Annotated in this window: 18 protein-coding genes; 12 read left to right on the top strand and 6 right to left on the bottom strand. The window is 57.3% G+C overall.

The annotated features are described in order from the left end of the window. The first annotated feature begins 5 nt into the window (after positions 1-5). Entirely contained in the window at positions 6-680 is a 675-nt protein-coding gene (locus DU506_RS05100) for a gamma-glutamyl-gamma-aminobutyrate hydrolase family protein (RefSeq protein ID WP_114485859.1), read from the top strand. Between the two features lie 7 nt (positions 681-687). Here DU506_RS05100 and nfi read toward each other — a convergent pair whose 3' ends face one another. Next, positions 688-1377, bottom strand: coding sequence for a deoxyribonuclease V (nfi, locus tag DU506_RS05095; protein ID WP_114485909.1), 690 nt, complete (start codon positions 1375-1377; stop codon positions 688-690). Between the two features lie 221 nt (positions 1378-1598). Between nfi and DU506_RS05090 the strand changes: the two genes are divergently transcribed. Together DU506_RS05090 and DU506_RS05085 are read left to right on the top strand one after the other, a co-directional pair. Beyond that, positions 1599-2180, top strand: coding sequence for an antibiotic biosynthesis monooxygenase (locus tag DU506_RS05090; RefSeq protein ID WP_114485858.1), 582 nt, complete (start codon positions 1599-1601; stop codon positions 2178-2180). Between the two features lie 155 nt (positions 2181-2335). Beyond that, positions 2336-3070: a glutamine amidotransferase gene (locus DU506_RS05085; protein WP_114485857.1), complete on the top strand. Its 735-nt coding sequence runs from the start codon at positions 2336-2338 to the stop codon at positions 3068-3070. A gap of 112 nt (positions 3071-3182) precedes the next feature. Here the strand turns inward: DU506_RS05085 and DU506_RS05080 are convergent, their stop codons facing one another. Beyond that, on the bottom strand, positions 3183-4892 hold the full coding sequence (locus tag DU506_RS05080; RefSeq protein ID WP_114485856.1) for a DEAD/DEAH box helicase: 1710 nt from the start codon (positions 4890-4892) through the stop codon (positions 3183-3185). Between the two features lie 544 nt (positions 4893-5436). Here DU506_RS05080 and DU506_RS05075 point away from each other — a divergent pair. Together DU506_RS05075 and DU506_RS05070 are read left to right on the top strand one after the other, a co-directional pair. Next, positions 5437-5646: a CsbD family protein gene (locus tag DU506_RS05075; RefSeq protein ID WP_114485855.1), complete on the top strand. Its 210-nt coding sequence runs from the start codon at positions 5437-5439 to the stop codon at positions 5644-5646. A 1-nt stretch (position 5647) separates the two neighbouring features. Next, a complete protein-coding gene (locus DU506_RS05070; RefSeq protein ID WP_114485854.1) occupies positions 5648-6148 on the top strand; it encodes a PRC-barrel domain-containing protein in 501 nt (166 codons plus the stop codon). 87 nt (positions 6149-6235) lie between these two features. Here DU506_RS05070 and DU506_RS05065 read toward each other — a convergent pair whose 3' ends face one another. Beyond that, positions 6236-7255, bottom strand: coding sequence for a glutathione S-transferase family protein (locus DU506_RS05065; protein ID WP_114485853.1), 1020 nt, complete (start codon positions 7253-7255; stop codon positions 6236-6238). A gap of 94 nt (positions 7256-7349) precedes the next feature. Continuing rightward, positions 7350-8249: a LysR family transcriptional regulator gene (locus DU506_RS05060; protein WP_114485852.1), complete on the bottom strand. Its 900-nt coding sequence runs from the start codon at positions 8247-8249 to the stop codon at positions 7350-7352. A 134-nt stretch (positions 8250-8383) separates the two neighbouring features. Between DU506_RS05060 and DU506_RS05055 the strand changes: the two genes are divergently transcribed. Continuing rightward, complete coding sequence (locus DU506_RS05055; RefSeq protein ID WP_114485851.1) at positions 8384-9235, top strand: pirin family protein; 852 nt, start codon at positions 8384-8386, stop codon at positions 9233-9235. Between the two features lie 242 nt (positions 9236-9477). Beyond that, positions 9478-11178, top strand: a complete 1701-nt coding sequence (locus tag DU506_RS05050) for a peptidoglycan DD-metalloendopeptidase family protein (protein WP_114485908.1) — start codon at positions 9478-9480, stop codon at positions 11176-11178. A gap of 153 nt (positions 11179-11331) precedes the next feature. Here DU506_RS05050 and DU506_RS05045 read toward each other — a convergent pair whose 3' ends face one another. Next, positions 11332-12978, bottom strand: coding sequence for a L,D-transpeptidase family protein (locus DU506_RS05045; RefSeq protein ID WP_114485850.1), 1647 nt, complete (start codon positions 12976-12978; stop codon positions 11332-11334). Between the two features lie 71 nt (positions 12979-13049). Here DU506_RS05045 and DU506_RS05040 point away from each other — a divergent pair, with 71 nt between their 5' ends. Beyond that, positions 13050-13772, top strand: coding sequence for a murein L,D-transpeptidase catalytic domain family protein (locus tag DU506_RS05040; RefSeq protein ID WP_114485849.1), 723 nt, complete (start codon positions 13050-13052; stop codon positions 13770-13772). 89 nt (positions 13773-13861) lie between these two features. On the opposite strand, the gene DU506_RS05035 is transcribed toward DU506_RS05040, so the two are convergent. Continuing rightward, the gene (locus DU506_RS05035) at positions 13862-15634 is read right to left on the bottom strand and encodes a methyl-accepting chemotaxis protein (protein ID WP_235825447.1); all 1773 of its coding nucleotides are present in this window, start codon (positions 15632-15634) and stop codon (positions 13862-13864) included. A gap of 417 nt (positions 15635-16051) precedes the next feature. Between DU506_RS05035 and DU506_RS05030 the strand changes: the two genes are divergently transcribed. From DU506_RS05030 to DU506_RS05015, 4 genes are all read left to right on the top strand, one after another. Continuing rightward, positions 16052-16738 carry an SDR family oxidoreductase gene (locus DU506_RS05030; RefSeq protein ID WP_114485847.1) on the top strand — a complete coding sequence of 229 codons (687 nt, stop codon included), beginning with the start codon at positions 16052-16054 and terminating at the stop codon, positions 16736-16738. Positions 16739-16942: 204 nt separating this feature from the next. Then, on the top strand, positions 16943-17935 hold the full coding sequence (locus tag DU506_RS05025) for an LLM class flavin-dependent oxidoreductase (protein ID WP_114485846.1): 993 nt from the start codon (positions 16943-16945) through the stop codon (positions 17933-17935). Beyond that, positions 17932-18657, top strand: coding sequence for an AzlC family ABC transporter permease (locus tag DU506_RS05020; RefSeq protein WP_235825446.1), 726 nt, complete (start codon positions 17932-17934; stop codon positions 18655-18657). Before DU506_RS05025 ends, DU506_RS05020 begins: the two co-directional genes overlap by 4 nt. Then, positions 18654-18962 (top strand): AzlD family protein, encoded by a 309-nt coding sequence (locus tag DU506_RS05015; protein ID WP_114485845.1) that lies wholly within the window; start codon positions 18654-18656, stop codon positions 18960-18962. The genes DU506_RS05020 and DU506_RS05015 overlap by 4 nt, the downstream gene beginning before the upstream one ends. The last annotated feature ends 65 nt before the right edge of the window (positions 18963-19027 follow it).

Raw genomic sequence — 19027 nt, 5'->3', positions numbered from 1 at the left:
CGCCTATGTCACGCCCCTTGATCGGCATCACCACCTCGGATGCCAAGAGTCGCCTTGCCTGGTGGTTTGACTGGTTCGCCGTCTGGCGTCATGGCGGTCGCCCACTGCGCTTATCACCTTCACGTGCCCGGCCGGATACTCTGGATGGGCTGATCATCGGGGGTGGCGACGATATCGAGGCACACCTCTACGGCGGCGAAGTGCAATTGGACGTGCGGGTCGATCCCCAGCGCGACAAGCTCGAGCTGCAACTGCTCGAAACCTTCATTCCCAAGGGCACACCGGTGCTCGGAATCTGCCGCGGTGCCCAGCTGATAAACGTCCACCTGGGCGGCACCCTGGACCCGGATATCTACACCACCCATGAAGGACTCAAGCAACGGCGTACCGTGCTGCCGCGCAAGACGGTGGACATCGTCGGCGACAGTCAGCTTTATCGCATTCTGCGAGTCAGCTGGTGCCGCATCAACAGCCTTCATCATCAGGCGGTGCAGAAGACTGGTCCCGGCATCAGGATCGTCGCCCGAGACCGCAACGGCCTGGTCCAGGGAATAGAGTCAACCAAGCATGACTTTCTGATCGGCGTGCAGTGGCACCCCGAATGGCTGATTTTCAACCGCCCCCAGCAACGCCTGATTCGCGCCCTGGTCAAGGCCGCCCAGCAGGTGCAGCACGACTAGCACGTCACTAGCTGTGATGTGAAGCGATGCGCCGCGATGCCAGACGATCGGCAAGCCGCGTAGGCTCGGGCAGCTTGGTGCGCCCCAGGCACTGGACTACCCAGTCAAGCGCAGTGGGAAGGCTGATGCGATGGCCCGGCGAGACAAAGATCGGTTTAACGCCCCGGCGCGAGCGCAGTACCACGCCGATGGTTTCCTGCCGCTCTCCCCGGCCGTCGAGAAGCGGCACCCAATCGCCGCGCTCGGGCCCCGGCTCGCCGTGGTGACCGCAAAGCCGCGACTTGGCTACACCGATGCTGGGCAGGTCGAGCCACAGGCCCAGATGGCTGGCCACACCCAGACGCCGCGGATGGGCGATGCCCTGGCCATCGACCATGACAAGCTCCGGCCGGATACTGAGTTTTCCGAAGGCGGCAAGGGCCGCGGGCAGCTCGCGAAAGGAAAGCAGCCCCGGAATGTAGGGCATGCGGGTCGGCTCGCGGTGCACCACCTCTTCCACCACACCAAGAAATGGCCACTCGAGCACCACCACGGCTGCCCGGGTGACCTCGCCACCTGCCTCGAAGCCGATATCCACTCCGGCAAGATGGCGCACCGGCTCCAGGCGATCTTCCAGCTCCAGGTACGAGGCCAGGCGCCGCTGCAGAGCGATAGCCGCCTTCGGGTCCAGGTTCCAGTCATGCAACGGTTGCGAAATCATCGCAGTTCTCCTTGGTAGTCTCCTCTCAGGCTAGACCAGGAGCCTTTAACGTGACCAGGAAACCAGGCCGAACAACTGCCCTTGAGCAGAAAAAAAGCTGGTTTCACTATAAAGACAGGCTCATCTGGTATACTTATTGCTTGAATAGATCATGAAGGCCTACCCGGCCCGAGTGATATTGGCGTTCTATCCGGGCGCCGCGCACAAGGAGATACAGGATGTCTACCGATCCCGTCACCCTGATGGTGGCGCGCCGCGTGGCCCGCGGGCGCTATCGCGACTTCATCGAATGGCTCGAAGAAGGCCGGGCGCTTGCCGCCGACTTTCCCGGTTACCTGGGTTCCGGGGTGCTGGCGCCGCCGCCCGGCGACGACGAATACCAGATCATCTTCCGCTTTCGTGACGCCGAGATGCTTGCCGCCTGGGAGCACTCCGCCTCTCGCCGTGCCTGGCTTTCCAGAGGACAGGGTCTGTTCGATACACCCCAGGAACACCGCGCCACCGGCCTCGAACACTGGTTCCAAGATGCCGGCACCGGCAGCACACCGCCTCGCTGGAAGCAGGCTATCGCCATCTGGCTGGCCTTCTTCCCCGTCTCGCTGGCCTTTCAGTTCCTGTTCGGTAATGCGCTGACCGGCCTGCCGCTGGTCGCACGGGTGCTGGTCGGCACCCTCTGCTTGACGCCGGTGATGGTGTTTTTGTTCATTCCGCTTTCGACCCGCCTGCTCGGACCCTGGCTGCACGGCGAGCTTTCTCCATTTGCACTTCTGACCCGCTGCCTGCACCAGAAACGCGCATGAAGGCCCAGAGTCCGCAGAAAGCTAGTTTGCCCGCGTGATCTCCTGCATGATGACACTCTTGGTTGCTCTGCTATTCAGGGCATTCTCATGGCAGGCTATTTTTCCGTTTCACGAATAGTCAGTCGACATCCTTCCTGCCCGCTGGAGTCGCTTACATGGCACACCTTTTGATCGTCAAGGCCGGCGATGCCTTTCCCGAAGTCATCGATGCTCACGGCGACTTCGAGGCATTATTCCAATGTCAACTGGAAACCGCCCTGCCACCCGGCTTGACCCTTCAGGTGTTCGATGCCCCCCGCGAAAGCACGCTTCCCGAGCTTTCTTCGCTCGCCGGGCTCGTGATTACCGGCTCGCATAGTATGGTCAGTGCGGAAGAGCCTTGGAGCGAAGCGCTGAAGCCTTGGCTTGTCGAGGCACTTGAACGCGACATCCCCATGCTCGGGGTATGTTACGGCCATCAACTGATGGCATCGGCATTCGGCGGGATCAGCGACTATCATCCGGCCGGACGCGAATCAGGCACTCGTCAGGTGATGCTCAGTGAAGAGGCACAAGACGACGCCCTGCTAGGTGAATTACCCCAGCTGTTTTACGCACACCTGACCCACGCTCAATCCGTGTTGACGCCGCCTAAAAATGCTCGAATACTCGCTGGAAACAAGCATGACCCCCACCAAGCGCTGCGTTACGGCCCGCACCAGTGGAGCGTACAGTTTCACCCTGAGTTCACCGTATCGGTGATGCATGCTTACCTGGAACGCCAACGTAGCGCCTTGCGTGACCAAGGGGAAGATCCGCAAGTGCTGATGGATGCGGTAAGAGCCACGCCGGAAGCCACCGCCTTACTTGCTCGGTTCGTTGCGCTGTTGAGAGTAACGCCCGTTTCCTGAGCATGGGCGCCGACACCCATTCATGCCAAGAACTCCCCTAACGCAAAAGCCCCCGCAACCGAAATTTTCGGTGCGGGGGCTTTTTAATTGCCGGGCTTACGCCCGGCATGGATCAGGCGCGTTCGCGGCGACGAATCGGCGCATCACCTTCTTGGCGACGACGCGGTGCACGCTCGGGAGCACCGTTATCTTCGCTGATTTCCAGCTGACGACCGGCCACACGGGCACGTGCCATCTTGACCAGAATGCTGGGTGGCAAGCCATTGGGCAGTTCGACCACGGAGAAGGCATTACGAATATCGATACGACCGATACGCGCACCTTCAATACCGCCTTCGTTGGCCAACGCACCTACCAACTGGCCGGGTTTCACGCCGTCCTGATGGCCGACGGACACGCGATAGCGGGTCATGCCTTCGCTAGGCCCGGCATTGCGGTCACGACGCGGCTTGGCATCACGCGTGGCGCCACGCTCCTTCTCTTTCTCTTTGCGTGGTGCCTGCAGACGACCGATCGGTGCTTCGTCCGCACGCGCCATGGCCGAGAAAGAGCAAGCCAGCTCGGTCGGGTCATGACCTTCTTCCACCAGACGTTCGATCAACGCACGCTGCTCATCGGCACCTTTAGTCAAGGAGGCGATAACCCGCTGATGGAAAATCTCGTCACGGTGAGCGCGGATAGCCGCTTCATCCGGGACAGCCATTTCGCTCAGTTTCTGGCCGGTGGCTTGTTCGATCCAGCCCACTTTGCGGCCTTCGCGGAAACCGACGAAAGTAATCGCCACCCCGGTGCGACCGGCGCGGCCGGTACGGCCGATACGGTGCGTATAGGCTTCGCTATCCTGGGGCAGGTCATAGTTGATGATGTGGGTAAGACGCGATACATCCAGACCACGCGCAGCCACGTCGGTGGCGATCAGAATATCGACCTTGCCACGCTTCAGGCGAGTAATGGTACGCTCACGCAGGCTTTGATCCAGGTCACCCGAAAGACTGGCCACGCTCAGACCGCGAGCGGACAGCTGCTCCATCAGGGTGGTACAGGCAGCACGGGTCCGCACGAAGACGATGGCACCGTCGACGGGCTCGACTTCGAGGATACGGGCCAACGCTTCTAGCTTGGCGCCGCCATCGACGCGCACCAGACGCTGTTCGATACTTGCGGCGGTACCCACGGCGGAGGCAATCGATACCTTGACCGGGTCGACCAGATAACGGTTGACGATGCGCTCGATTTCAGCCGGCAGAGTCGCCGAGAAGAACACCCGCTGGGCATCCTTGGGGGTATCGGCAACCACACGTTTGACGTCGTCGATAAAGCCCATGCGCAGCATTTCGTCGGCTTCATCCAGCACCAGAGCGGAGAGACCGTCGAGCTTGAGGCTACCGCGATCCAGGTGATCGATCACTCGACCCGGCGTGCCGACCACGACTTGTGCGCCACGCTTGAGCGCACCCAGCTGTTCGCGATATTCCTGGCCGCCACATAGTGTCGCCACTTCCAGGCCTTTCATGTTCTGGCCGTACTTGCTGAACGACACGGCAACTTGCTGGGCCAGCTCGCGAGTAGGTGCCAGTACGAGCACCTGGGGCTGACGACGTTGAATGTCGAGACGCGACAACAACGGCAATGCAAAAGCAGCGGTTTTGCCGGTACCGGTCTGGGCCTGGCCCAGCATATCGCGGCCTTCAAGCAGCGCAGGGATGGTTTGCGCCTGAATCGGCGACGGAGTTTCATAGCCCTGTGCTTCAACAGCGGACAGGACGGCAGGCAACAAGGACAGTTCGCCGAAAGTTGGCGAGGTAACGGAAGTCGTGGTCATTAATTAATCACACCTTGGTAGACCGGTTTTTTTTACCGGCAAAGAACATCTAAAGCGTCCCTGACTCTGTCAACGATTGGATTCCAATCGGCATAATACGAATGCCCTCTTGAGGGCGGCATCAAATTGAGTCGGGGACACCGGTCGCGCCTAGCATTTGTTCTGGGTAGCCAACCGGCTATTTCACCAGAGCACTGTGGCGACCTTACTGCGCCGATTTCACCCGGGTGGTGAAATGCTGGAGGCGCGCCATCTTCACAGCAATGAACATCAGCAAACGGCTTGATGTTCGCGCAAGCTTGCCATGCAGGCAAAGGCTTGTATCGTCGTGATGGAGGGGTCAACACATGCGAGGAATGCGCATCCTACCATTATCATTGGCGACTGGCCAATTTTTTCCTTGTTTCTCCTGAAGAAGAATGAAAATTATCACGCTTGCGTCTGTTGAAAATTCAACTAGCCTGAAAAAGTCTATCGAAAACAGTAAAAACAGTCGCAAGACGTTTAATTCGTAAGACGTCTCATCAGCCCAAGGAGGCATGCAATGAACTGGGATCAAGTAGAAGGAAAATGGACGGAACTCAAAGGTAAGGCCCGTTCCAGTTGGGGTGAGTTGACGGATGATGACCTGGACCAGATCAATGGCAAACGTGAACAGCTGGTAGGCAAGCTTCAACAGAAATACGGCTTGGCACGTGAGGAAGCCGACAAGCAGGCCGACAAATGGGCGCAAGACCTTGACAAGGAAAGATGAAATGCGCAAGACAACACTCACTTTGGCAGTTGCGGCAATTGCCAGCGGTTATGCATTGGGAACGCACGCATCCGATGACGACCAACCACAAGGCTCTCAGAACCCCCAAGGCTTGTATTCGGCGGAAGACATTCTGGATGCGGATGTCTTTTTTGCTAATAACATGGATGAAGAAATCGGTGAAGTAGACGACATTCTGTTCGATGACGACATGAGCATCAGTGCATTAGTGGTGGAAAGCGACGCCATTCTCGGGCTCGGTGGGCGTGAAATCGTCATCGAGCCGGAGTATTTCAAACTGGAAACGAGTACCGAGGGAGATGGCGATACCGAGCACCGGATACTTATCGATGCGACTCCCGAAGAAATGGAGAGCTTCCCGACCTATGATCGCGACTGGTGGGAACAGGCCAAACAGAACACCAGAGAGGCCTGGCAGTCAACTCGCCAGGATGTGGAAAGTGCCTGGCAGCGCACTCGCGACGCCATAGGAAGCAACTGAACAAGCCAACCCATGGCGGCGAACCAAGGTTCGCTGCTTTATTTATTTCATCTGCCTTATTCCATCTATTTTTTTCAGACCACCTTTTCAATCGACCTTCTTCTTGCGCACGCCTCGCCCGACTAATCGTTCGCGGTCATGGGGTCGTTCCAGAGCCAGTATCGGACCGGCCGGTACGATCCGGGTGGGATTGATAGTGTCATGGCTGTAATAATAATGGCGCTTGATGTGATCCATATCCACGGTTTCCGCCACACCCGGCCACTGGTATAGCTCGCGAAGGTAATTCGACAGGTTCGGAAAATCTTCGATACGTTTCAGATTACATTTGAAATGGCCGTGATATACCGCATCGAAACGGACGAGCGTGGTGAAGAGCCGAATGTCCGCTTCGGTAAACCACTCTCCGGCCAGGTAACGCTGTCGGCTCAGACGGGCTTCCATTCTCTCCAGCGCTTCAAACAACGCCTTGACATGCTTTTCGTAAACTTCTTGCTCGGTGGCAAAGCCGGATTTATAGACCCCATTGTTGATATGGTCGTAGACATCGGCATTCACTTCGTCGATCGTCTCACGCAGATCGGGCGGGTAAAAATCCAGGTTATTGCCAGTGAGATCGTCGAAGGCCTCATTGAAGATACGCAGCAGGTCGGCGGATTCATTATTGACGATGGCATTGCGCTTTTCGTCCCATAATACCGGCACGGTCACTCGGCCGGTATAATGAGGGTCTGCCATGGTATACAGCTGGTGATGATATTCCACGTGATTGATGGGATCACCGCTAGCCCCCTCCCGGGTGTTGTAAGTCCAGCCATGTTCCAACATCAGAGGACTGACATGGGACGTGCCTATCAGCGGCTCGAGCCCCTTGAGGCGGCGCATGATCAAGGTGCGATGCGCCCAGGGACAGGCCAATGAAACATAGAGGTGATAGCGGCCCGCCTCGGCCGGGAGCACCTCGCGCTCGCCTTCTCCCTTTTCTTCACTACGCGCTTCGGCGCTGACCCAATCTCGCAGTTGCGCCGATTCGCGCACGAACTCGCCACCGTGCTTTTTGGTGTCGTACCACTGATCGTGCCACACCCCATTAACCAAGCGTCCCATTGTGCTTCTCCTGAAAAGGGTTTGTTTGCGTCTCTTTTCAGCATACGCTCAAGGGTGCCCGGCTCAAGTGGAGGTTTTGCGCCCATTCATTCGATCACGTCGAATCATGCTGGCACTCGCTCACCGCCCGCCTCAGTGCTTCGGCCATGGCATGTGCCGCCGGACCCGCTCTGTCGCGATCGCGAAAGATCAACTGCATAGGCACTTCCCGTATCCCGCCGGCGGCCAGGGGCAGGGGTTTTAACAGGCCGGAAGCCAAGGCCTCTCCAATACGTGTTTCCGGCATCCAGGCAAATCCCAGGCCACGCTTGAGCATGTCCATGGAGGTATCCAGGTGGCTCACCGTCCAGCGCTGTTCGGCTTTCAGCCAACCGGCACTGGCGGACTCGCGCAACGCGGAATCACGCACCACCAGCTGGCGATGCTGAGTCAAGTCACGTAGGTCCAGCGCTCGACCCAAGCGGTGCAGGGGATGGTCTGGATGAGCCACGGCCACAAAACGAACCGCGACCATGGGTATACCGAGAAATCCCTGCGCCTCGATGCCCGTCACCACTAGATCGGCCCGGCCGTCATAGAGCATTTCAATGCCGCCATTAAGCACGCTTTCATGCAACTGGACGCGAACCTGCGGATAAGTCGCTGAAAAGCTCTCCAACGCCTTGGCTTGCGCGGCGGCGGGAAATATCTGATCAATGGCCACGACCACTTCCGCTTCGAGCCCCGCCGCCAACCGCGTTGCCACATCTTCGAGCGAGGCGGCACTTTCGATCAATTGGCGTGCGCGGCGCAAAAGCAACTCACCGGCTTCCGTCAAGCGCACCTGGCGGCCGATGGGCTCCAGTACCTGCACACCCAACTGCTCTTCAAGCTTATGAACCGCATGGTTCAACGTGGAGGGACTTTTATGCACGGCTTCGGCGGCACGTGCAAAGCCTCCATAGTCAACCACCGCAGCCAACATCTGCCACTGTGCAAGTGTTACCCGGGACATTTCGATTTCCTCGATGCAAAACAGCGAAAGAATCCGCTTAATATTCGAAAAAATCTCACTAGAATGCCATTAAATCACAGCTGAACGCCGTAACCGACCGCGAATTGTTTCAGCGACACTTATCGGAGACCTAGATGGCATCGTCCACCCTGCGCGTTATAGATCATCTTGTTCAGGCACGCCCCAGCCAGGATGGTGACGGCGTCAAGATCAAGCGCATTTCCGCCTTCGGCGGTGCGCTCGACCCTTTTCTAATGCTCGATGAATTAGGCTCGGACGAACTCAACGACTATATCGGTGGCTTTCCCGCCCATCCTCACCGGGGTATTCAGACGCTCACCTATGTGATTCATGGTGGTCTGACTCACGAGGATCATCTAGGCCACACCAGTACCATCCTTGCCGGAGATGCTCAATGGATGCATACCGGCCGGGGCATGATCCATTCGGAAATGCCCTTGACCGACCATCAAGGGCTCAGAGCTTTTCAGCTTTGGCTCAATCTTCCTGCCAAGGACAAGTTGAGTCCTGCCACTTATCGTGATGTGCGCAGTGAGGAAATGCCGCGCCTGGCGGTAGACAACGGCACCTTGATCGCACTTGGCGGAACATGGCAAACCACTCAAGGCGCATTGATCCAGGGCCCTCTGGATGCGCTGGCCGGGAATGGGAGTATCGCTCATCTTGCATTGTCACCTCAGGGCAATGTGACGCTCGCCACGCCCACCGCCACCCTGCTGGTTTATGTGTTCGAAGGAAAACTTGAATGTGGCGACAAGCGTGTACGAGCCGGAGAGCTGGCAAGGTTTGCGCCTGGCAATGAGCTATTCCTGACGACTTCCGGGGGTGCTCAAGCATTACTGCTGAGCGGCGAACCACATCATGAACCTATCGCTCACTACGGTCCTTTTGTAATGAACGAACAACATGAACTCAAGCAGGCATTGCAGGATTACCGTAATGGTTCCTTCGGGGCTTCTTTATAGAGGCATTTTTCTTCCCTGTAACTTCAAGCACTACAAATTAAACTAATTACCACAAAAATTAACAATAAATAGCAAACACTGTTCTAGGTAGGAAGGGTGCTATTATTGCTTCCTTTATTACCTGAAAGAGCAGGCTTTTGTATGGGCATACAGTCTATGCACTCCTGCTTGCATGGGGTAAGGTCTATCAGCTTTTTTATAGTTTGGTTACCTCTTTCACTGATTCGGCGGTCTTATTACCCATGTTGCGAATCCTTCATTCGCTGCCCCGCACGCATAAACTGTTACTTTTACCTGTGGCGACCATGGTCACAGTGCTGGGCGCACAAAAGTTATTGACGACATTTAACGATTTCTCCACTCCCACAACCTCTCTGGAAAGTGTGCTGGTACCGCTTCCCGCCGGTTCCCGCCCGGGCGTGCCTTCTCTTCGCCACGCACAGACACCGGTAGCCGATGTCATTGGGCGCGCCTCACGCGCACTGGATGCCACACGAGAACATATTCCCTTGAATGATCTCACCGCCACCGAGATCGTTGACCTTGACGTCATTGTTGCCGCAGAAGCGAGTATTGCCGCTCAGCCTACCGAAGACACCTTCGTCCCACTTGACGATGGCGCGCTGCACATGGCGATGGTGGTAGGCACCCTGGCCAGCAACACGTTCGACAGCCCACCGACTCAATCCACGCTTGCCGACACTTCCGTAGCGAGCGACTCGGAAATAGGCGATGCCACTTCCTACGATGACTACGCCATCGAACTCGGCACTTTCGATGACATTTCCTTTCTCAACTTGGAGCTTGCCGCGGAAGAAACCTTCGTACCGGAATGGGCCACTCATATCGTGGCTTCTGGAGAAACCTTCGCCATTCTGGCGCAAAATCAGCTAGGGCTGGGATATAGCCAGGTCCTTGAATTATTGGCCAATCTTCCCGACCAGCGGCTGTTGACTCATTGGCAAGCCGGGCAGAGTTTCGACTACAAGCTCAATGCACAAGGCGAGCTGCTCTCACTGCGTATGATGAAGAATACCCGTGAAGGGGTGCTAGTCGAACGAGAGGGAAGCCAGTTTGCCGTCACCGGCATACAGCGTCATGGTGAACCGGTTCAGCGCCTATACGCCGGCAGCGTCAGCGGTAGTTTTGCCCGCTCGGCCCAAGCCACCGGCCTGAATAGCGGCGCCGTCACCGAGTTGACCCGCTTGCTCGAACAAAAACTTGATTTTCGCCGCGACAGCCGTCGCGGCGATCGCTTTCAGGTATTGCTCGAGTCCGACATGATCGAAGGTGAAACCCTCGATTCTCGTGTCCTGGCGGTTCAATATGAAGGCGCACGCATGGATTTAACCTTGGTGCGTAACCTGACGGACAACAACTTCTATACTCCTGACGGCAGTAGCCTCGATCCTGCTTTTTCTCGCTATCCCTTTGAAGGCAGTTATCGCCTGAGCTCGAATTTCAACCCACGGCGCAAGCATCCAGTGACAGGACGCATCAGTCCTCATAACGGCACCGACTTTGCCATGCCGATCGGTACCGCCGTCACCTCACCAGCGACCGGTCGCGTAGAGCGCGTCGGCAACCACCATGCAGCCGGGCGTTATATCGTCATTCGTCATGACAATGGTTACCGTACCCGCTACCTACATCTGTCGCGACCCCTGGTCGGCCGTGGCGACCGAGTCGAGATGGGAGAGCGTATCGCCCTGTCAGGCAATACCGGACGCAGCACCGGCCCTCATTTGCATTATGAAGTCATCGTCAACAACTCGCCGGTCAACGCCATGAACGTCGAGTTACCGGAAAACCGTAGCCTGAATGGCGAGAGCCTGGAAGCCTTCAAGCGCCAGACCCAGCCGATCATGGTCGCGTTGCAAAGCGGTGAAACGGGCACCATCAGCGTGGCACAGGCGGGTAACGACGAGGAAGACGAAGGCTAACCTTCACTTCTCGGTGAAAGTAAAACACCGATGACATTGAAAAAGCGCCGCTACCTGCCGGATGAACAAGGTAGCCGCGCTTTTTCATGGCTTGAAATTGATCGGTCGATTCTCTCGACCCGTTATTCTCTTGACTAGTTGTTTTCTCGGCTACTAGAGAGAACGCTGCAACTCGGCAAGCACTTTTTGATCACGCTGATAGATATCCGGGCGAAATTCCACATTTCCCTGTGCATCCGGCCAGGCAGTCAAATAATCCAGCGCGACAGGGATATGTTGCGGCAATCGCACCGTACGGTCGCTGCCACTGCCGTTCAGCAAGCGGCTCAACCGTTGCTTGCTTCCACTGTCTTCCAGTAGCAGCTGGGCAAATTCCTCAGCATTTTCAACACGTATGCAACCGGAACTCAGGGCACGCTGTTCACGCCTGAATAGACCTTGCGCCGGCGTATCGTGCAGGTAAATCATATGGTCGTTGGGAAAGCGGATCACCACGTCACCCAAGGGATTTCCCGGCCCGGCTACCTGGCGCAGCATTATATTGCCCGGTGCCGACCAATCAATCGAGTCGGATGAAAGAGGTTCACCGTTCGCATTCAGCACCCGAATATTCTTCCGGGCAAGATACTCCTGATCACGCCGCACTTCGGGCAGGACGTCTTCACGTAAAATCGTCGGCGGCAGCGTCCAGGACGGATTGAGGGTCAGATGAGTAATCGCCGAGTGGATGATTGGTGTATCCCGCCCAGCCCTGCCCACCACCACCTTTGACGTCCACAGCCCGCCATCCGGGCGGAAATAATGCAACCGGTAACCGGCGACATCCACCCAGACCCTGGGTGTGTCCCGGGGAATCGACGTCAACCAGCGTGCGCGCTCCAGATTGACTCGCAACTGGTCGATACGCGAAGAGAGGGAGGTGTTGAGCGCCGCCAGGGTTTGACGGCCGATGACCCCATCCGCCTCAAGCAAGTGGCGTCGCTGAAAGCGTTTGACCGCAGCCTCGAGCGTCTCGTCAAAATAAAGCGGCTGAGGTGACCTCACGGCAATTTCCGGGTAAGCGTTGCTATCCGCGCGCATCACCTCAGGCTCACCCACCTGTACCAGACGCCTGCGCAGCAGAGCCACATCCTCATGGGTCATGCCAGGGCGCAGGGCTTCATCACGGCTCGGCAGATAGCCCAAGGAGGCCTGTTCAGGCTGGTTGGCCAATCCCCGGTAATAGCGAAGCGCATCACGTAAAGATCGATATTCACTAGTGGCGGGGCGCGCCAGGGCAAACACAGCGTCAAGGTTCCGGGCATCGACACCCTGCACCACCTTGGCCAGGTTGTAGCGCCTTGAGCCCAGCTCGGCTTCCCAGTTTTCCACTGTTTCGCGTGGATCAATCTTGCCTCGCTCCAGATGATTCAGGGCAAGCAGCAACTGTCGTGTGGCCCGAAGCTCGAATGCCGCTTGTGTATTGGCATCCGCTTGTTGAGCCTGCCGGTAAGCTGCCAATAACTGTGACGCCTGATAATTTTCGGGCTCAAGACCATCTTCTTCGAGATGCTGCAATGCCTTGACCAAGGCCTCGACCGCCGCCTCTTCCTGCCAGACCGGCTGATTTTCATGCAACCGATAAAACGCATCAATCGGTAGATTACTTTCCGGTAATCCAGCCAGATGCTGCACCAACACCCGTGGTATTGGTTGAGGCTCCGCAACATCATCCTGAGTCGCTGCAAGCAGGCTATGCGACAGGACCAGACATAAAGCTAGCCCCCCTACCCATCGCCTCTTCGACTTGATACCTTTCATCGTCCACTCCTTGCGTTACGACTGCTACAATTCTATCAGCCTTGTTTACCATTCTTGCGGAATCTTTCAGTATGGCGGCACATTCAAACGCTACAGCATTGTTGTTTACATTACCGTTTTCTCTATTACCCCTTACCACCCATGCCGATACATTCATGTCCCGGATGAACGGTAGCTCACCGCCGATTTCAGGACCGCTCGAGCATCGTCTGGCTCAACTCGCTCCCCATGCCAATCCGCATGTATTACAACTTGCCGCCAAGGCCTTGTCCTGTGCGGCCCCCGGTGCCCAGCGCCTGGCAGTGATCGACTTCTCGTTACCCTCAACCGAAGAGCGCCTTTGGGTTTTCGACCTGCAACAGCAGACCCTGCTGTTCGAAGAACTGGTATCGCATGGCAGCGGCTCGGGAGACGCCAATGCCGAAATCTTTTCCAACACCCCGGAAAGCTACCAGTCGAGCATCGGTTTGTTTCGCACTATGAACAGCTACTACGGACGTAACGGTTATTCTTTACGCCTGGAAGGACTGGAACCCAATATCAATGACCTCGCTTACGAGCGCGCCATCGTGATCCATGGCGCCGACTACGTCAGTGATGATTTTATCCAGCAAACCGGCAGACTGGGACGCAGTCAGGGTTGCCCCGCCGTGCGTGAAGAAATCACTTACCCCTTGATCGACAGTCTCAAGGACGAGCAATACGTCTTTGCCTATTACCCTGATCAGGAGTGGCTGGAAACCTCAGCGTTTCTCGCCTGCTCCTCCCCTGCCGGTCACCTAGCCCAACGCTGATACTGCCGATTCGACTTTCGCATATCTCAACGCAATCGCCCGGCTTGAAAGCCGGGCGATTGCGTAACAACAAGGAATAAAACGCTCGTCTAAAACTCTTCCCACTCTTCCTGGGCGGGCTCATGACGTGGCTTACGTGGCGCAGGCGCTGGCGAAGACTGAACCGAAGAGGCCAATGACGGACGCGATGAGGCGCCACTACCTGCCTGTGGCAGCGCTGCCGGCTGCTGTCCTATATTCCCCAACACGAAGGCATCCAGAAGATGAGCCAGGTGCTCAGCGCCCATACGCAGCTTCTGGGCCGCAGCGGAACTCTGCTGGACCATGGAGGAGTTTTGCTGGGTCATCGAGTCCATCTCGGCGACGGCGGTATTGATCTCACTAATGCCGGCACCTTGTTCGCGTGCCCCGGCACTGATCTCGGCGATCACATCGGTCACACGTGTCACGCTTTCAACTATTTCCTGCATGGTGGCACCCGCATCGCGGACCAGCTCGGTACCGGAATGAGTATGCTTGGTAGAGCCATCAATCAAGACACGAATTTCCTTGGCGGCACCGCTTGAGCGACTGGCCAGATTGCGCACCTCTTCAGCCACCACCGCAAAACCACGGCCATGCTCACCCGCCCGGGCGGCTTCCACCGACGCATTCAAGGCCAGAATATTGGTCTGAAAGGCAATCGAGTCGATCATGGTGATGATTTCACCGATCTTCTTGGCGGAATCATTGATTTCGCCCATGGTGCTTTCGACACGCTGCATGGCATCGCTGCCCTTGCGCGCAACATCTACGGCCCCATTGGACAACTGATTGGCCTGCTCGGCGGACTGCGTGGTGTGATGCACCGTCGAGGTGATCTCTTCCATCGAAGAGGACGTCTGCTGCAAGTTGGCAGCCGATTCTTCTGTCCGCGTGGCCAGTTCATTGGTGCCTTCATCGATATCGTGGGAAGCTCGCAACACCGTTTGCGTGGTGCGGTGCACATCCTGCAAGGTAAGCTGCATACGTTCGATGAACGCATTGAACTGACGCGCCAGGTTACCCACTTCATCGTTGGTTTCCACCGCCAGGCGCTGAGTCAAATCGGCCTCGCCGGTCGCCACATCGTGCATGGCCGTAGCGGCACGACGCACCGGGCGCAGCGCACGACGCACCAGGAAGGTGGCGATCACTCCGACGCCCACCAATAGCAGCAAGGTGACACCAAGCTTGGCAATCAGGTCGTTACGAAAATCATTCCAGGCCTGGGCTTCTATCGTTGCCAAGCCTGCATCGATATCATTCATGTAGATACCGGTGCCCAGCATCCAGTCCCATTCCGGAATCGCGATCGCCTGGGAGTGTTTGGCCTCGATTTCGCCGTTAGCGGGATTGATCCACTGGTATTCATAAAAACTTTCGTCGCCGGTGCGCGCTCGTTCGATCAGATCATCCACAAACGCATTACCTTCACTATCGGTAACGCCGGACATGCTGGTGCCGACCCGGTCAGGTGCCGCGGCCAATGCCCGAGCGGTACCGTCGAACTCGAAGGCGAATACGTAGTTCTGGTTACCGAAACGAAAGTTCTGCAGTATTTCTTGAGCCCTTACCTGGGCTTCCCGGCGGCTCAATTCCGGATGGTCTATCAGGTGAGATACCGCATTGCGCGCTGACTCCACCAGATAGCGCACGCTATTTTCCCGCTCGTCGATCAACACTTGGCGCTGTTCATCCAGGGTGTCATCAATCCGTGACATTGAGGCCTGCACTTCCAGCAAGGACAGAACGATGGCCAGAACCACCATCGGTACCAATACCAGGAAGACGATTTTGGCCTGAAGGCTCAGACTAAAACGGGACGAGGGAGTATCTGTCATATGTTCCATCCACTATTCAAGTATTTACGCAGATGACCAGGAAAATGGCGTGCTTAAGCAACTCTGCGCTTGTATTTTTATGAGGCGACACTCCACCAAGGCTGGACAGCCAGGTAGCAAGGCCAAGCGATGCGCACTTCGCATTTAACCGGTACGCTAAATTAAGCAAGATTGCATATCTATAAAGCTGTTACAACTTGCCAACAGCACTCTTTAGTAGCAAAGAGTCATTCTTTCGACTAGCAAAGCCAACTCACAACAAAATATTACCATCAAGCGTTCATAAGGGTTATCAAATCCTGAATTCAAGCAGCCGGGTTGCACCATGGCCAAGGATTTACCATGCTGAGAACTTACCTTATTTCAATAATGGCCCTTATCTTGAACATGGCCCTTACTTGACCATGGAGAGTTATTATGCATAAAGGTGTTGTGTTGATTACCGGTGCCTCCAGCGGCATAGGCGCCGCCACAGCCAGAGCGGCTTCCCGGGAAGGCTACAAACTGGTACTGGCCGCTCGCTCTGAGGAAAAACTTGAAGTGCTGGCACAGGAACTGGGAACGGAAAATGTCATGGCCTGCAGCGTCGATGTCACCGACATGGAACAGCTTCAAAGCATGGTCGAGCAGGTAATGGAACGCTTCGGACGCCTCGATGCGGTCTTTGCCAACGCGGGACGCGGCGGCTCACCCGGTGGCTTCAGCGAGGCCGACCATCACAGCTGGCGGGAAATGATCCTGACCAATATTTACGGGGTCGGCCTGACCCTACAGGCCTGCTTGCCGGCGCTGCGGCATAGCAAGGGCCATGTATTGCTGACCGGCTCCGCCGCCGGGCGAGCCACCATTCCCGGTTCGATGTACAGCGCCACCAAATGGGCGGTTACCGGGATCGGCTATAACCTGCGCGAGGAACTGCGCGGCACGGGAATACGCGTCACCTTGATCGAACCGGGAATGGTGGATACCCCCTTCTTCGACGAACCTCCCGCCCATGCATTGGAAGATCGCGATATCGCCAATGCGGTCATTTATGCTCTCGGGCAGCCGCGCCATGTCGATGTCAACGAAATCCTGATACGCCCTACCCCACCGGAAGAGTGAACGCTGTTCAACGCCGAGAATCCCTGACTGCGCCAAGGGTTGGTTTATTTTTTCCGAGATCGTTTGCAATTCCGGGTAGCGACCCTCATAACAGCTATTAGCAAGCAGGCTAAGCATTGAGTCTGACATTCGATGCGATCTTTCGGATGCCCGCGCATCATGCGCTTAGCCGCTGCACCACACGTTTTCACTTTCAGGTGCTGTATGAGCCAACTTTCCACCACACCGCTTTCCGTTCTGGATCTCGCGCCAATTCGTCAAGGGAGCAGCGCTGCCGACACCTTCCGCGACACCGTTTCGCTTGCGCAATTGACCGAACGCCTGGGTTTCACCCGTTACTGGCTGGCCGAGCATCATAATATCGACGGTATCGCCAGCGCCGCGACCTCGGTACTGATCGGCCATGTGGCCGGGCAGACCAGGCGTATTCGCGTAGGCAGCGGCGGCATCATGTTACCCAACCATCCGCCGTTGGTGGTGGCTGAACAGTTCGGCACCCTGGAAACCCTATACCCGGGACGAATCGACCTGGGACTGGGCCGCGCCCCGGGCTCCGATGGCGCCACCATGGCCGCCATGCGACGCTCGACGCATTCCGGCGTGGATGACTTTCCCCAACAGCTCGCCGAATTGCAGCGTTACCTGGGCGAGCCAAAGCCCGGTCAGCGAGTCAAAGCCGTGCCTGGCCAAGGTACCCATGTGCCCATCTGGCTGTTGGGTTCCAGCGGCTACAGCGCCCAGCTGGCGGCTCGGCAAGGCTTACCGTTCGCCTTTGCCGCCCAGTTCGCCCCCGGCTATCTGTTCGAGGCGCTGCGGCTGTACCGCGACAATTTCCAGCCCTCCGAGCACCTGGAAAAACCCCACGCCATGGTGGGACTGCCGGTGATTGCCGCCGACAGCGATGAACAGGCGGACTTCCTGGCCACCACCGCCCAGCAGAAATTCCTCAACCTGATTCGTGGCAAACGTACCCAATCTCTGCCGCCCACCGAAGCGCTCGACTGGAACCCGCATGAGCGCGCTCAGGTTCAGCAGTTTCTGGGGGCCGCGATCATCGGCGGGCCACAGACGGTGCGCGATGGGCTCGAGGATTTCATCGCCCGTACCGGGGCGGATGAGCTGATGATCAACAGCGATTTCTATCGTCACCAGGACCGTTTGCATAGCTACGAGATCGTCGCCGAGGCGGCACGGTGAGCGCCGAACTCACCCTGAAAGGCTCTCTTTCGGGCTTCAAACGCATGGCACCGCTTTCGCTGTTCGTGATCGCGTTCGGCCTGGCGTTCGGCGTCGCCGCCATCCAGCGCGGGCTTTCCGGCCTGGAAACGTTGTTGATGAGCGGGCTGGTATTCGCCGGAGTGGCACAGTTCGCCGCTCTGGAGCTATGGGGCCCGGAAATTCCCTTGATCGCCTTGATTGCCACCACTTTCGCCATCAATGCCCGCCATTTGTTGATGGGTGCGGCTATCTACCCATGGCTGCGTTACCTTCCTCCCGCACAGCGCTATACCAGCCTAAGCGTCATGAGCGATGCCAACTGGGCCATGGCGGCGACAGATTATCAGCGTGGCGAAACCAACGTCGGCATTCTGGTGGGCGGTGGCATTGCCCTGTGGTTGGCCTGGATGTTGGGGACGGCATTGGGGGTGATATTCGGCAGTGGAATCAGTGAACCGGAGCGCTTTGGACTGGATGTAATCATGGGCTGTTTCATGCTGGCCATGCTGGTCGGCGGCAAGACCCAACTTTCGATGTTGTTTCCCTGGAGTGTCGCTGCCGTGACGGCACTGCTGGCGCTATATTTCTTGCCTGCCAATTCGCATGTGATCGTCGGCGCTCTGGCTGGTGGCATTGCCGGGCTTTTCCTCCCTGACACTCCCAAGCCCAAGGAAACCTCCAAGCCCAAGGAAATCGCATGAGTCTTGCCCTGACACCCGCAGGCGCCTTGATCGCCATCCTCATCATGGCCGGGGTAACCTACCTTGCCCGTATCGGCGGTGTGATGGTGATGGCACGCGTCCCCATCGGCCCCAAAGTGGAGCGTTTCATCAACGCCATGGCGGGCTCGGTGTTGGTCGCGGTTATTGTGCCCATGGCGGCACAAGGCGACTGGGCCGCACGAATGGCGCTGGTGGCCACCCTCGGGGTGATGCTGGCCACTCGCAAACCCCTGGCCGCGATTACCGCCGGCATCGCCACCGCTGCGCTATGGCGCCTGTTCTAGAATGGCACTTGTTCGAGAGCCGCCTGACCAAATCCCGATTCGCTGACACAGCATCCATTGGCGAA

The organism is Vreelandella rituensis, assembly GCF_003336665.1.
In the GTDB taxonomy this organism is placed as follows: Bacteria; Pseudomonadota; Gammaproteobacteria; order Pseudomonadales; family Halomonadaceae; genus Vreelandella; species Vreelandella rituensis.
The sequence above is the reverse complement of the archived record's forward strand: the minus strand, read 5'-3'. Positions and strand labels throughout refer to the sequence as shown.

Excerpts from the sequence above, each read along its gene's own strand:
- DU506_RS05070 (WP_114485854.1), top strand. The coding sequence starts at position 5,648 with ATGCGCAAGACAACACTCACTTTGGCAGTTGCGGCAATTGCCAGCGGT.
- DU506_RS05090 (WP_114485858.1), top strand. The coding sequence starts at position 1,599 with ATGTCTACCGATCCCGTCACCCTGATGGTGGCGCGCCGCGTGGCCCGC.
- DU506_RS05035 (WP_235825447.1), bottom strand. The coding sequence starts at position 15,634 with ATGACAGATACTCCCTCGTCCCGTTTTAGTCTGAGCCTTCAGGCCAAA.
- DU506_RS05065 (WP_114485853.1), bottom strand. The coding sequence starts at position 7,255 with ATGGGACGCTTGGTTAATGGGGTGTGGCACGATCAGTGGTACGACACC.
- DU506_RS05055 (WP_114485851.1), top strand. The coding sequence starts at position 8,384 with ATGGCATCGTCCACCCTGCGCGTTATAGATCATCTTGTTCAGGCACGC.
- DU506_RS05075 (WP_114485855.1), top strand. The coding sequence starts at position 5,437 with ATGAACTGGGATCAAGTAGAAGGAAAATGGACGGAACTCAAAGGTAAG.
- DU506_RS05060 (WP_114485852.1), bottom strand. The coding sequence starts at position 8,249 with ATGTCCCGGGTAACACTTGCACAGTGGCAGATGTTGGCTGCGGTGGTT.
- DU506_RS05080 (WP_114485856.1), bottom strand. The coding sequence starts at position 4,892 with ATGACCACGACTTCCGTTACCTCGCCAACTTTCGGCGAACTGTCCTTG.
- DU506_RS05050 (WP_114485908.1), top strand. The coding sequence starts at position 9,478 with ATGTTGCGAATCCTTCATTCGCTGCCCCGCACGCATAAACTGTTACTT.
- DU506_RS05015 (WP_114485845.1), top strand. The coding sequence starts at position 18,654 with ATGAGTCTTGCCCTGACACCCGCAGGCGCCTTGATCGCCATCCTCATC.
- DU506_RS05025 (WP_114485846.1), top strand. The coding sequence starts at position 16,943 with ATGAGCCAACTTTCCACCACACCGCTTTCCGTTCTGGATCTCGCGCCA.
- DU506_RS05045 (WP_114485850.1), bottom strand. The coding sequence starts at position 12,978 with ATGAAAGGTATCAAGTCGAAGAGGCGATGGGTAGGGGGGCTAGCTTTA.
- DU506_RS05030 (WP_114485847.1), top strand. The coding sequence starts at position 16,052 with ATGCATAAAGGTGTTGTGTTGATTACCGGTGCCTCCAGCGGCATAGGC.
- DU506_RS05040 (WP_114485849.1), top strand. The coding sequence starts at position 13,050 with ATGGCGGCACATTCAAACGCTACAGCATTGTTGTTTACATTACCGTTT.
- DU506_RS05100 (WP_114485859.1), top strand. The coding sequence starts at position 6 with ATGTCACGCCCCTTGATCGGCATCACCACCTCGGATGCCAAGAGTCGC.
- DU506_RS05085 (WP_114485857.1), top strand. The coding sequence starts at position 2,336 with ATGGCACACCTTTTGATCGTCAAGGCCGGCGATGCCTTTCCCGAAGTC.